The sequence below is a fragment of the Streptomyces sp. NPDC054847 genome (genome assembly GCF_053610925.1).
The window spans coordinates 14775-28049 of record NZ_JBSGZJ010000005.1 but is presented as its reverse complement, the minus strand read 5'-3'; the positions used below and the strand labels follow the sequence as shown (position 1 = coordinate 28049).

The window sequence follows — 13275 nt, the reverse complement described above, 5'->3', positions numbered from 1 at the left end:
GGGTCCCACGCACACGCCCCGCCCATTGCCGAGCAAAGGCACGCCCCGATGGACGACGCCCCGACGACACGGACCACCGAAGCGACCCGTCTCCCCTCTTACAAGCTGCTCTTCTGCGCCGCGATCACCGGGGTCGTGCTGGTGGGCGGCGCGCTGCACGAGGACCGCCCACCGCAGCCGGGGCCGGCGCAACAGCGGGCCCCGGCCGCGCGACCGGCCCCGGAGCGTGCGCCGCAGTCCCCGGCCGCGGGACCGGCCCCGGAGCGTGCGCCGCAGCCCCCGGCCGCGCGGCCCGCCCCGGAGCGTGCGCCGCAGCCCCCGGCCGTCGGGCCTCTCGCCCCTGCGGATCCCGTCCGCCTGCTGATCCCGGCCATCGGTGTGAACGCCCCGCTGACCCGCCTGGAGTTGAACGAAAAGGGCGCGCTGCAGCCGCCGCCGGCCGCGGCGCCCACCCTCGCCGGCTGGTACGGCGACGGTGCGACCCCGGGCGAGAACGGCACGGCCGTGACCGCCGGACATGTGGACACCCCCGCCGGACGGGGAGTCTTCTACCGGCTCGGAGCGCTCGGCAAGGGCGACACCATCGACGTCGTGCGCAAGGACCGGCGCACAGCCGTGTTCACCGTCGACGCCGTGGAGGTCCACGACAAGAACGACTTCCCGGACGAGAAGGTCTACGGCGATTCCGGCCGGCCCGAGCTGCGGGTGATCACGTGCGGCGGCGACCGGTCCTCGAAAGGCGGCTACGAGGGCAACGTCGTCGTCTACGCGACACTCAGCGCCGTGAAGTAGCCACCCGCGCGCCGCCCGCCGTTCCGCGTGCTGCCGGATGCCGTGACGCTCCGCGTAGGCCGGTCGACCGGGCTCCGGCGGGCCGCGCCAGACGGCCGGCCGCACCAGGCCGGGCGCGCCGGAAGGCCAGAGGGACCACGCCGGGCCGCGCCAGTCGGTCGCCGATGCCCCGGCGGGCCGCGCCCGAGGCCCACCGGGTCCGCTCTCGAACGCCGGCCGGGCCCGGCTGTCCGCTCCCGAAGGCCGGCCGACCAGGCCGGAGCGCGACTGCCGGTCAGCCGATGCCCTGGCGGTCCGGTTCGAGGGCGAAGTCGCCTTCGGCCGGCTCCCGTACCGACTGCCGCACCGCGCGGACCAGCATGTCCCGGTGCCGCTCGAGCGGAGCACGCCGCTCAGGAGGCACGAGCTGAAGCAGGTCCTCGAACCCGGCCATCATCCGCCGCGTGACCTGCGGGCTACCGACCGCGCACCCCCGCAGCTCGGCGAAGCCGAGATCCACCAGGTCCTCCCACCCGGACACCGGCTGGACCAGCCGCACCCGGCCCTTCCCGTCCTGGTGGTACACCGTGCTGAGCGGCCGGTGGGCGACCACGGCGAGATACTGCACGATCCGGTCCAGGCACTGCACGGCCGTGGTCGGGTCGTTCACGGACGACGACAAGGCCCGCAGCCCGATGTCGGTCAACTGCCGCAGCCCGAAGGTCAGGTCACGTCGGAACGTGCGCTCCACGCCGACCGACACGGCCGACTGCAGCGCCCGCCGGGCCGTGAACGGCAGAGGCCGTTCCGTGCCGCCGTGGACCGTGAGGAGGGGCGTTCCGGGCACGACGAAGTCCCCGACCCGGGGGATGAGCCGCAACACCACGTCATGGCGCCGGGCCACCCGTACCAGCCGGGCGATCTCGACGTCCCGCAGCGCTCCCGACCGTCCCTGGTGACTGATGCGGGCGGTCTCGTCCCCGGGCGGGTCCCCGGGGGCGTCGGACCTCGGCATACGCGCCAGCGCCCCGAACGCCTCCCGCGTGACCCGGTCGACCACGGGGCCCACCTTCATCAGCTGGAGCGTCTGCGTCACATAGGCGATGAACAGCACCAGACTCAACGCGACCATGAGCAGCGTCAGGATGCTCTGCACCACCGGCACGGAGGTGACATCCCGGGGGTCCCGTTCGCTCTCGAACGCCGTCAGCACCAGCAGCGACAGCAGGAACGTGGAGAGGAACACCGAGAAGGTGAGCTTGCTGATGCGGCTCCTGATGAAGATGCGCACGACGCGGGGGCTGTAGTTGCCGGCCGCCATCTGCACCGCGACGAGCGAGATGCTGAAAACCACTCCGATGAAGGTCATCATCGCGGACGCGACCGTGGTGACGATGGTCTTGGCGTCCTCGGCGATCGCCATGAGCTCGCGAAGACTCCGGAAGTCCTCTTCGTCCCGCAGCGTGTCGACGATCAGGATGTCGAGAGCGTCGGCGAGGGCCCAGACGACGAAGACGAGGATCAGCGCCACGGTGGGGGCGAACCAGAACGTCTCGCGCAGATGCTCGCGCAGCATGGACAAGGCTCGGGGCGGTCGGTAGGTGCGACGTTGACTCACCCGGCCGACGGTAGCCAAACGCTGCGCATCTACTCGGATACACGCGGTAGCGCAGCTCTCGGAGTGCCGCTCGCACCCCACTGACCACGCAATATGCAGGTGAGAGGCACCGCAAACCCCTGGTATTGTTGTCCATGTCGCCGCGGGAGACCGGGGCGAATCACCTGAGTCCGGGTGGCGGAATGGCAGACGCGCTAGCTTGAGGTGCTAGTGCCCTTTATCGGGCGTGGGGGTTCAAGTCCCCCCTCGGACACCAGCAGGGGACGTTCACGAGATCGTCCCGAAGCGTTCACGAATTACCGGTCGAGTCATGTGACTCACCGGTATTTCGTCGTTTCTGGGGCCTTGAGCCTCGTGATCGGCTCGGTGAGGGGGTGAGGCAGTGGCGGTCCAGGTAACGCGCCTCTCACCTGCGGAAACAGGACATGCCTGCGCGACAGCTGGTACCCGTGGCGCAGGCATGTGGGGTTTTCAGGGGGCGGAGCGCGGCGGAGGTGTGTCACTCGCGTGGCGGAGGCTCGCCCTGCTCGGTCGGAAGCAGTCGCGCCTGGGGCGGGTCGGAGTGCTCACCAGGTTGGGTTGCGGCGCTCTGCGTGCCGGCTTTGCGGGGCTGGATGCCCTGGTCGCGGAGGAACCGTCGGATGGCTCTGAGGTTTGCCACAAAGATGATGACGGCATTGAGCAGGGTCTGTGCGACGCGTCCGTGCGGCAGGCGGAGCTGGGGATTGTCGATGCTGTCGAGGGCGGACTTCTTGAGGTTGCCGTTGCCGCCCTCGTTCTGACTGCGCAGTCCGGACCAGGCTTCTTGCCACAGAGGGGCGAACAGGGGGTACTTCTGCCGCCACTTGGCCAACACGGTGCCCGGGACGGTGATGCTCTTCCCCCTGCAGATATCGGGGTAGACGGGGGTGTCCCGCTTGGGCCTGGGGATGGTGGGCAGGGCTGCCGAGGTACGGACAGTGGGGGCGTCGAGGTCGACGACGGTGGACGGGCGTGGCTGGGGCCGGCGGTAGCAGGTGACCGTGGCGTGGGGCCCGAGGGCGGGGCACTGTCGACGCTGGTCCCCTGCGGGCCCGTACTCCTTGATCTTGGTCTGGTAGTCCTTCCGGGACTGGATCAGGTTGAGTGCGTGGGCGCGGTCCTCGTCCGTGCGGCTGTCGATGTATGTGGCGCCCGCAGTGATGAGCGGTGTGGGCATCAGCGGGCAGTAGAACTCGCCGCCAACCAGCTGCATGCCGCGGAACTCTCCCTGCCGGTCGACCTTGTCGTCGTTGTAGTGCTTCACCGTGTTGAGGCCGAGTTTGAGCAGCTGCAGATGCAGGTTGTGAGGCTTGGCCTGGGTGATGCCCCGGTCGGCGCAGAACAGGTCTTTGACCAGGCCTCGTTCGAAGGCCGGCTGGATGGCGCGCAGGGCGGCCGGGCCGGGTTCGGTGCCCGGGGTGTGAAGGATCATGCCGAGGCAGACCGCCGGGTAGGCGCCAGCGAGGTCGCCGTGGCCATGGCCCGGGAACGCAGCCATCATGGCGTAGCGGAACTCTCTCTTCTCCGGCGCGTTGGCCTTCTTCTCCTGTCCCGACTTGGTCTTGCGAGGCACTGGCTTGTTTGCCGTGCCGCGCCGGGTGCCAGTGTTCGTGGAGGCCGCAGCTTTGCCGCTGGGCCCCGACTTCTGCTGCGTTCCTCCCTTCACGTACATCCCGGCGGTGATCTCAAGCGAGGCCCGGTCCTGGTGGTAGTCCGGCTCTTTGCCCCAGACCGGAACTGGAGTGTCGTCGACCGCGATGTGGCCAGGCCACCGAGCGAATTCGCCGCGCCGGTAGGAAGCCATCACCGGAGCGAGAATCAGATCCTGGGCGATGCCCTCCAGATTGCGCACGGTGTCCTGGTTGGCGCGGGCATTCCACTTCCGTCGGATCTTCTTGGCCTCGCTGAGCGACAGCCGCTTCCGGCGGTCGTGTGGTGCCGGGTCAAGGCGTCGGGTCATCGAGGCCCAGGACCGGTAGACGCGCTTCGACGTCGCGTAATGGTGGTGCGCGACGCGGTCGATTTCTTCTCGGGTTGCGCCCTCGCGAATGTGCAGGTCGACGTGGGGGACGTCAAGGAGGGCTTTGGACCCTGGAGACAGGGCGAAGAACAGCGTCTCCCATGCGTCGTTGATGTTCGCGCTCTTGCCCATGTACTGCGACAGGATCAGGCCGATCAGCACTGTGCGGAACGGCAAGCCCTTCGGACCTGGCCGGTGCTCGTTGGAGGGAAGGCGTTCCAGTACTCCGCTGTGGCGCACGAGGTCGAAGACCTGCCTCACAACGCGGTCGCTGAGGGTACGGCCGGGGGCCTGCGGTGCAGGGCGTAGAGCGAGGCCCGTACGCCGGCAGGGTTTGTCCTCCGGGTTCTTCCTGCTCATGCCGCCCCCCGCAACAGATCGGATGCCTCCGCTTCGGGCACGTCGTGGAGGAAGACGAGGTATCGCGAGAGGCTGTGCAGGGTCCCGAGTCCCGACGCTCTGAGGATCACCTTCAGCGGAATACCTGCATTCAGCAGTTCGACCAGCCAGGTCGTACGCAGCCGCTGGGTCTGCAACACTGCACCGTCACAACGACCGATGATCCGCGGGTACTTGGCCAGCCAGTCCGATGCGATGTGCTTGCTGGTGCGGTCCTGCCAGTCCGGCCGGAAGGCGTACGCGTCTGCCCGGATGTGGGCGGCTTCCGCCAGCAGCAGTTCCTCGTAGGCGTACCGGCATACGACAGTGCGCGGACGGCGCCCGTGCACCTTGACCAGTGCCCGGCCGTTGGGACCCGCGAGGATATCCCGCCCCTGAACGTACACAAGATCCTCAACGGCGAGCCCACAGCCGACGCCGAGACAGAACAGAAGACAGGCGTTGCGCCGCTGGGCGGGGGTGGGCAGGCTCTGCGCCCAGATCAGCCAGTAGGCGATTTCCGCCGGCGGGTAGGGGGCCACTGGGGCGGCAGTGGCCTTCAGCCGGATCGGCGGATGCTGTCCGAGCTGGTCCAGCAGGAGTGCTTCGGAGGCCCGGCGCAGCTGGCTGCTGCAGGTTTGGCGGCTGTTGGCGGCCATGTCGCGGCAGCCGACGAGGATGAACCGTTCGACGGTGCTCTGGTCAAGGATCACCGAGGGTTCGAGCGGGAGGCCCTGGGCCTCGACCCAGGCGACCAGCCGTGCGAGCGGCGTCATGACCACGTCTGGGCCGTAGGGTCCCGCTGCGACGGCCATGAATCCCAGCGAGCGGACGACCGGAGCGATGCGGCGCCACTGGGCGGGCGGCACCGTCTCCGCCTTCGGAGCGTAGGCCAGCAGGCGATTCGACACAGCGACCTCCAGGCGCAAGGCCCATGACAGGTGGCCGGTTAACCGGCCACTGATGTCAGTGTCGATCACGATCTGAAGGAACGCATCTTTATGACCGGAGGCCGAGCGCGCACGGCGCCGCCATGGAGCTACGCCGTCGATCCGGAGGAGTGGCCGGATGCACGGATCGCCGGGGAGCCCGCCGCGGCGGTCGTCCAAACGATTGCCCGCCGCCTCACCGCCGCCCTGCGCGAGAGGCCGGAGCTCTCGCTGCGCGCACTGGCCGCCCAGAGCAACGTCGGCAGACAGACCATCGGCGATCTGCTGGCGGGAGCCACCTGGCCGGATGTCCTGACGGTCTGTCGACTGGAGCGCGCCCTGGGCCTGGCGCTCTGGCCCGGATCGAATGCGACCCAGTGTGCTCATGACTGATCCCCAATTGCCTATTTGAGGTCAGTCGTGCACGTTCAAGTGCGGAATGGTGCAGACGCCCTATGTGAGCATCGAGGCCTCGTCGATGACTACTGTGCCGTACTGCCGCTCGCGGGGTAGGCGGCCCGTGATCACGTACCGGGCGGTGTCGCCTTCGTAGCGGCCCGACTTGCTCAGGAACTGCGCGAGCGTCTGGGCCTGATGGCCGACCTTGTTCTGCTACTGGACCCGTGCCTTGCCCGTCGGAGCGAGTAGCAGCACTCCCTCCGACATCACCTCCGGCCGTCGTACCAGTGCCTTGACCAGCATGGTCTTGCCTGTGCCCGCCGGACCGTTGAGCACGGTGAACCGGCTCTCGTACATCTCACGCAAGGCCGCGGCCTTCTCCTGTCGCGCCCGGGCCTCGTCGACGCGGTCGGCCTCGGCGATCTCACCTTGCTCGTCGAGCACGGAATCCAGGGTGGCCGCGAGATCCTTCGGCGCCGTATGCCGGGCCGCGGCGCGGAGCTGGTCGATGACCTCTCGAATTGCATGCTTGCGCCACAGCGCGGAACGCAGCTTGTAGGCCGCCGTACCATCGGCGACGTGCGTCCGGCACAACTGCGGCCAGTTGAAGTCCAAGTCGTCGTCCAGGTCCTCGGCACGCAACTGGTGAGCTGCCAAAACTGCTTGGCTAGGGCGCAATGGCCTGACGGAGCTCAGCCTCTCCAGACCCTCCAGCATCTCTTCGAGCGGCAGCAGAGTGTGCCCCTCTGCCAGGGCGCGCAGCAGCACTGTCGCCATTGCGGCTTCGAGGCGCCGCTTGTCGTCGGGATCGGTGAGTGGCTCCGAGATCGGCAGCGGATGCCGGTCCGTCAGCTGCAGGTCGGGGAAACAGCCCCGGTCCACGGCTTCGAAGCGGATCGGATCCGCGTCGTCCACCGTGCAGGTCACCAGGGTGTACGGGTCCGCGAGAAGCTCCGCCACGGACAATGGCATCGTGGTCTTCTGCTCACATACCAGGCGCACTTGGTCTGCAGTCAGGTCGAAGCGGGCCAACAGCCTCAGAGCCTGGCGTTGATCGTGTCCAAGCGCGGCCCATACCTTCTGGCGGGTGAGCGTGGCCAGCGCCATGACCGAGGCCGGACCGCCGCGTCCTTGCAGCGCCCGCTCCAGTACAGGCCAGGGGTCCTTCCTGTCGCTGACGGCAGACGTCACCTCCCGGGCCGCGAACGTGGGGTGAGTCACACCGAGGAGGCTCAGCACCGCGGGCAGACCAGGGGCGGTACCGCGGCGGAGCCAGGCATGGTGCAACTGCTCGTCGAGCCAGTCGAAGGACCGCTGCGGCAGCTCACAGCCCAGGTCGATGGCAGCTTCGGCGGCACGCTTGAGTTCCATCAGCGAGGCGACTGCTGTGTCTGACGGCACGTGCTCGGTTCCGTACGAGAACTCCCAGCACGTCTCCGGGGCCTGCGCCAGGGCGCGCGAGACATCAGTACCATCAGCGGCGATCCGCGCCAGGGCTTGCATCGGCAGCAGGATGCCTCCATTGCCGTCCGGCCGCAGCGTGTGCCGTACCACCGTCTCCCACATGTGATTGGGGAACGGGGTGGGACCCTCAGCCGGCCACCGGCCGGGCGGCGTGACCGAGGCGACCAACGCGGCACCGACGAGGATTCGACGAGGATGGTCCTCGAACGGAGCGTGTTTGAGATAGAAGAAGACCAGCGACTGCCCCTCGACGACGTCCTGGAAGAACGTGTCGATGACGGCCTTCTGGTTGTCCCCGTGAAGGACCCACGGAGGTTCGAAGCCCAGCGCGGAAATCGCATGCTCCTCCGCCTCCGAGCTGTAGCCGTCCACCGGCTGCTGCTCCATGACACCGTCCAGAAGCATCGCCCGATTGAGCCAGCGAAACGGGATGCCGGGGACAGACCACGCGGGCAACGGAACGGACGCACCCTTGAGCGTCTTGAGGGCATGGTTGTAGGGGTGGGACGTCCGCAGCACATGATCCCTGCTGCTCAGAAACCCGCCCCGCTCACCGGCACACGCGGGCAGGCTGTCCGGCAACGCGCTGAAGGCCTGGCCCGCATACTCGACCTCCAGCTCGTCCTTTCGCCGCCGCCCGATGTTCTCCAGTAGCACGCACGACGCATTGCCTAGTGGATCGGCGCAGATTCGGCCCTCCCAGCCTGTGTCGTGCCAAGGCACCCGGACCGAAAGATGCTGCACGTATACCACTGGGATCCCCTCCACCACTTCCAGTACTCGCTCGTCACCTTACGGTGAAGCACTGACACCCCACCGAGGCAAGCAACGATTCCCGATCTGCCACGTGATCGTGCCGGCGCACATCTGCCCAAGAGACGTGGGCGAGAGTCGTGGCAGGAGAGCTGAGTCCAGGACGGTCATCTGGCTTTAGGCGTTGCGTGAACTGCTCGAAAGTGGTCCAAGCCCGGTGTCCGGTTCCACCCCCAGGGTGTACTGGGGGCGGGTTCAGCCGGGTCGCCGGCCATGTTCGTCCAGGCCCTGCGCACCGCCCACCTGCACACCAACGTCCCCACCCGCCTCCCCAACGGCACTCCACCTCGCCAACCTCGCCGCCCGCTACATCCAGCGACGCACGGAGCGTGGTAGGTGATTCAACTGCGCGAACGGCGACTTCTCCCGAACAGCTCGTGGAGGGGCACCGGCGTGTGAGGAACGACGGCCGAGATCGTGGCACAGCTCGGACCCAGAAGACCGGACGTGGCGAGAAAAGCGGTTACCACTGTTCACAGTGCCACGGTTATCCCCTCCCGAGTGCTCCGAAGCGGTAGCCGGTATGGACACGGCGCCCAGTACGCGGTGAAGCGGATCTTCAGGCCACCAGCTGGAGCAGTCGAGCCGCGCACCGACCATCAGAGCGGTGGGGCTCAGGTGCGGCCACAGCGCGTCGGGGTGTAGCAGTGCGTCGGTTGCCTTGAACGGCGCCCAGGGGCCGGTGCCGACGAGGGCGTTGGTGAGGTTGCCGGTCAGCCAGGCGAGGGAGCCGAAGGCGATGACGGCGCCAAGGACGCAGAGGAGCGCGTCGGAGCCGGTGGTGGTTGAGGGCGCGCTGGTACGCCTTTCCTCCCGCGCACCTTCCTCCCGGAGAACCCCTTCCGGTTTCTCGTCATCGACGACCCGGTGCAGTCCATGGACCCCGCCAAGGTGGACGGCCTCGCCCGCGTCCTCGCCCTCCACGCCGAGCACCGCCAGGTCGTCGTCTGCACCCAGGACACCCGCCTGCCGCAGGCCCTGAAGCACCTGCGGCTGCCCGCCACCGTCCTCACCGTCGACCGCCGTGAGCGCTCCGCCGTACGCGTCCGCTCCGGCGACCACCCCGTCAAACAGGCCTTGTACGACCAAACAGGCCTTGTACGACGCGAAGGCGCTCGCCAGGACGCGTGACCTGCCCGGGGATGTCGTCGCCCGGGTCCTGCCCGGCCTGTGCCGCACCGCACTGGAGGCCGCCCCCCTCGAACCGGCCCGGCGCCGGCTCCTCGGCACGGGCCTGCCGCATGCCGCGATCGAGCAGTGCATCGCGAAGGCCCACAAGCTCACCGAACTGGCCTTTCTCGCCCTCTACGGGGAGATTGACCGGGTGGGCGAGACCATGACCGACCTCACCCGGGGCTACGGCCAGCAGGCCACCGACCACATTCGGTGGTGCAACAAGGGCACCCACGAAGCCGTGCCCGTCGACGACGCGGAGGAGATCATCCGCCGCACCGCGGACCTCGCGAAGGCGGTGCGACCCCTGTGACCACGATCCCCCGGACACGCCCATCCCGCCCGCTCGCCCCGGCTCCCCGCGGCCCTCCCGCCTGCGCCGCCGTTCACCTCACAGCCCGAGTAACTGCTCGCGGGCGCGGACCGATTGCTCGGCACCGCCACCGCCTCCACCACGGGAGTCTGGCCGCGCGCCGTGGCACTCCTGCTGCGCCACGCCCTCGAAGAGCCCCTGTGCCGCTACTGGCAGGGCCGCAAACCGCAGCTGGCCCGCTGCCCGCCGCACGCCCAAGCCCTGTGCGTGGAGTCCTACGCCGACCCCGACACGGCGCGCCGCTGGTCGGCGACCTGGGCCGGCCTCAGCCGGGCCTGCCACTACCACGGGTACGAACTGGCGCCCACGCAGGGGGAGTTGTGTGGGTGGCGGGACGACGTCGAGCGGGTGATCGGGGCCTTGCGCTCCGGACGCGGTGACGAGCTGTCGCCCCACTCGGCTGCCGTGTGGGGCGGAGCGGCAGTCAATGGTCGGCAGGTGCCGCACGTACTGGGGCGCTGTCGACGTGGTCACCATTCGTGCCACCGGAAGCGGGCGCTCGCGACAGCCTGGGCGCCGAGTCCGTATGCGCCGCGACCAAGGAGACCGTAAGTCCTCCGAAAGGTGTAGAAGTGGAGTGACCGGTGCGCCGGGCTGCCGTCTGGGTATCGTGATCGGCATGCCGTCGACACACCTGCTGATCATCAGTGACCGTGCCGCACTGAGCTGGGTGGTGACCGCCCAGCGGATGGCCTTCCCCGCGGGGCGTTCCAAGGCGGCTCAGGTCTTGGAGGAGGGCGACGAGGTCTTCCTTTACACCACGCGGGGCTGCTTCAGGAATCCGACACGCGATATCGGGCGCGTCATCGGGTGGGCCCGGGTCGTTGGCCCCGTGGGAGTTCTGCAGGATCCGGTCGTCTTCGGGGAGCGCACCTTCACCGAAGGTTGCTGCTTGGAGGTGTCCGGCCTGGCTCGGTTCCGCGAGGGGCTGGTTCTGCGTGATCTTGTGCCACGGCTTTCCGTGTTCCCTGATCCGGCCACCTGGAGCGTCCGCATGCGCAGGGCGTCGCTGACTCTGCCGCCGGGGGACGCCGACTTGCTGCGTACAGAGTTGGAACCGCTATTGTTTCCCTACGGCGAGGCAGTTGAGGGCTACCGTTGGGAGCCGGCGTCGGCCTGACCCGGCGGCCGGAGCACCGTGATCCTCTACAGGGTCGAGCCTAATGCTCGTCGTTGTCCGCCAAGTCGTTGATCAACGGGACGAGGAGAGGTGGAACCCTGAAGCCGGAAGCACGGCCGGGGCCGTTCTCATATTCGGCGGTGAGAACCGGCACTGCCGAGTCCGGGATGACCCCCTGCTCCATCAGATTTCCGCTGATTCGCTTGATGGGTCTGGTGAAGCCCCTCAGACTACGCTCGTCGTCGTAATCACAGATGTCGTACACGGACGACGCCTCGATGCGGCCGTCCATCTCGGCCGCATAGCGGATGACGTCCACGCGATTGCCGTAACCCTCGTATGAGAGGCCGTTGAAGAGAGCCTCGATCGCAGCGGTGGTCCAACCGCCGTGGGCGGGCTCGGCCTCAATGCGTTCCACCCTCTCAATGTCCTCGACGGAGCCGGCTTGGAGACTGAGTTGCAGGATGGGGGCGGCTACTTCCAGGAACTGTCTCGGCGACAGCAGGAACAGCCGGCCTCCGCCCCGCCTCCGGAGTTCCGCGGTCAGCTCCGGGCGAGGACCCCGGTTGTAACCGTGCTCCTTCCGCCACCAGTCTTCCTTGGCATCCGCCGTCACGAAAAGGACATCGCTCCGGCGCTCGGACGCCGCACGAAGGAGCTCTTCCCACACGAAGAAGTCGCCGACCGCTCCATCGCCGTCCTTCTTGGCATCCATGTAACCGGGCGGAACGCGCTTCTTGACGCGCTCCTTGCCCTCTTCGGTGAGTTCGGCACGTTCCTCGAGGCTGAAGGGCGTGCCGACACGGCCGACCAGTGCACGCTCCAGCCCGGCGATCACCGGATCGGCGCTGGTGTCATGAGTGATGTTCTGCCATTCACCTTCACCGACCTCGGTGATCTTCTTCTGCACCTCGCCGAAGACATCCGTCAGCCGATCGTGGAGGGCTGCCAAGTCCTCGTCGCTCAGGGCCACTCGGTTGGCCCAGGTGCGTAGGGTCTGCACCGCCGTCCCGGCGTGGCCGCTCATCTCCTGGGAAGCGTTCTTGCTTGTCGATCGCGCTTCGCTGATTACACTTTCCCTGTTCCGCCAGAACTCGTCGACGACCTGGTGCGGAACCCACAGTCGGTCGCCGAGAGCGCCGAGTGCCCCGAGAAGGTCGGTCCGTGCCTGCTCCGTGTACCGGTAGAGGTTCAGCAGCACGTTCGCGTCGGGGGCGACCAATCCGTCCGTCAGCACGGCGGTGAAGTCCGCCGTCGTCGGGGTCCGATAGGCGCCGAAGTCCTCGAAGATTCCACGACCGCTCTCGCCGGTCGTCGTGTCACTCGCCACAGCCACCCCGCCTACGTCGCGCGCCGGGTCCCCTCCGCCAGCGCATCCGACGTGACCTTAGCGTTTTCAACGGCGCGGCGTCGCGAACAATTGGGATTCCCCGTCAGCGCCCGTTCCCGGCCATGACCGACTCCCAGGACGTGGGCTCGTCCTTGCCGTTGGTCACGGTCTGTCTAGGTACACAGCCGTCCCGTGGGCGGCACTCCCGCACGCCGTTGTCGAGTCGGCGAACTTGGGACGGCCGACATGGCCGGGACCGGATGCCGCGGCACCCGCTTCGCTCGGGGCGAGGGTGATTTCCGTCCAGACGGTCTTCCCGCCGGGCGGATGCGGGTCCGTGCCCCAACGGTCGGTCAAGGTGGCGACCAGGAGGAGGCCTCGACCCGACTAAGGAGAGGCCCGGGGTCTGCCGAGGCCGACAGGAACAGGAGTTGATTGCCACGGGCGTCGGTGACGGCGATGCGGAGGGTGCCGGTGTCGAGGGTGGGAGCGAGCCGGAAGTCGCGTCCTTGGACGCGGCCGTGCAGGGCGGCGTTGTTGGCGGGTTCGGCACGATCTGCTCGGCGCGCTCGGTGACGTCGGGTGACACCTCCCAGGCGCGGAGCTGTTCGACGGCGAGTAGACGGGCGAGGCGGGCTCCGCGGCGGGTGGACGAACAGGAGCTGGGAGAACGTGCGTACAGTTGCGGATAGTTGGAGCTTGGTTACGTCCATGCGGGTAGGCGTCGACGGGTGGTGACCGGTGCGGTGCGGGTGCGGGTGCGGTGCCAGCCGCCCCGCACCACACCGTCGGCATGGATACGCTCCGAACTCCGTATGCCCACCTGTGCCGAGGCGTCATGGGCACCGTTCCCGGATCGGAAGACG

10 protein-coding genes, 1 tRNA gene and 1 pseudogene are annotated in these 13275 nt (G+C 68.3%); 6 read left to right on the top strand and 6 right to left on the bottom strand.

Annotated elements, in window-relative coordinates:
• The first annotated feature begins 48 nt into the window (after positions 1-48).
• Complete coding sequence (locus tag ACWGH4_RS01820) at positions 49-792, top strand: class F sortase (protein ID WP_453454431.1); 744 nt, start codon at positions 49-51, stop codon at positions 790-792.
• A gap of 274 nt (positions 793-1066) precedes the next feature.
• On the opposite strand, the gene ACWGH4_RS01815 is transcribed toward ACWGH4_RS01820, so the two are convergent.
• The gene (locus ACWGH4_RS01815; RefSeq protein WP_453454447.1) at positions 1067-2347 is read right to left on the bottom strand and encodes a DUF2254 domain-containing protein; all 1281 of its coding nucleotides are present in this window, start codon (positions 2345-2347) and stop codon (positions 1067-1069) included.
• A 210-nt stretch (positions 2348-2557) separates the two neighbouring features.
• Between ACWGH4_RS01815 and ACWGH4_RS01810 the strand changes: the two genes are divergently transcribed.
• Positions 2558-2645, top strand: a tRNA-Leu gene (locus ACWGH4_RS01810).
• 243 nt (positions 2646-2888) lie between these two features.
• Here the strand turns inward: ACWGH4_RS01810 and ACWGH4_RS01805 are convergent.
• Positions 2889-4691: a hypothetical protein gene (locus tag ACWGH4_RS01805; protein WP_453454429.1), complete on the bottom strand. Its 1803-nt coding sequence runs from the start codon at positions 4689-4691 to the stop codon at positions 2889-2891.
• A 95-nt stretch (positions 4692-4786) separates the two neighbouring features.
• The gene (locus ACWGH4_RS01800; RefSeq protein ID WP_453454427.1) at positions 4787-5788 is read right to left on the bottom strand and encodes a hypothetical protein; all 1002 of its coding nucleotides are present in this window, start codon (positions 5786-5788) and stop codon (positions 4787-4789) included.
• 21 nt (positions 5789-5809) lie between these two features.
• On the opposite strand from ACWGH4_RS01800, the gene ACWGH4_RS01795 reads away from it, so the two are divergent.
• On the top strand, positions 5810-6130 hold the full coding sequence (locus ACWGH4_RS01795) for a helix-turn-helix domain-containing protein (RefSeq protein WP_364902841.1): 321 nt from the start codon (positions 5810-5812) through the stop codon (positions 6128-6130).
• 219 nt (positions 6131-6349) lie between these two features.
• Here ACWGH4_RS01795 and ACWGH4_RS01790 read toward each other — a convergent pair whose 3' ends face one another.
• Positions 6350-8257 (bottom strand): AAA family ATPase, encoded by a 1908-nt coding sequence (locus ACWGH4_RS01790; RefSeq protein WP_453454425.1) that lies wholly within the window; start codon positions 8255-8257, stop codon positions 6350-6352.
• A 1032-nt stretch (positions 8258-9289) separates the two neighbouring features.
• Between ACWGH4_RS01790 and ACWGH4_RS01785 the strand changes: the two genes are divergently transcribed.
• The 3 genes from ACWGH4_RS01785 to ACWGH4_RS01775 all read left to right on the top strand — a co-directional run bounded on the left by ACWGH4_RS01785 (position 9290) and on the right by ACWGH4_RS01775 (position 11079).
• A complete protein-coding gene (locus ACWGH4_RS01785) occupies positions 9290-9544 on the top strand; it encodes a hypothetical protein (RefSeq protein ID WP_453454423.1) in 255 nt (84 codons plus the stop codon).
• Positions 9510-9899, top strand: a complete 390-nt coding sequence (locus ACWGH4_RS01780; protein ID WP_453454422.1) for a hypothetical protein — start codon at positions 9510-9512, stop codon at positions 9897-9899. Before ACWGH4_RS01785 ends, ACWGH4_RS01780 begins: the two co-directional genes overlap by 35 nt.
• 637 nt (positions 9900-10536) lie before the next feature.
• On the top strand, positions 10537-11079 hold the full coding sequence (locus ACWGH4_RS01775; RefSeq protein WP_453454420.1) for a hypothetical protein: 543 nt from the start codon (positions 10537-10539) through the stop codon (positions 11077-11079).
• A gap of 40 nt (positions 11080-11119) precedes the next feature.
• Here the strand turns inward: ACWGH4_RS01775 and ACWGH4_RS01770 are convergent, their stop codons facing one another.
• Together ACWGH4_RS01770 and ACWGH4_RS01765 are read right to left on the bottom strand one after the other, a co-directional pair.
• A complete protein-coding gene (locus ACWGH4_RS01770; protein ID WP_453454418.1) occupies positions 11120-12409 on the bottom strand; it encodes a PIN domain-containing protein in 1290 nt (429 codons plus the stop codon).
• Between the two features lie 288 nt (positions 12410-12697).
• Positions 12698-13122: pseudogene (locus ACWGH4_RS01765) on the bottom strand (ATP-binding protein); the annotation flags it as partial.
• Between the last annotated feature and the right edge of the window lie 153 nt (positions 13123-13275).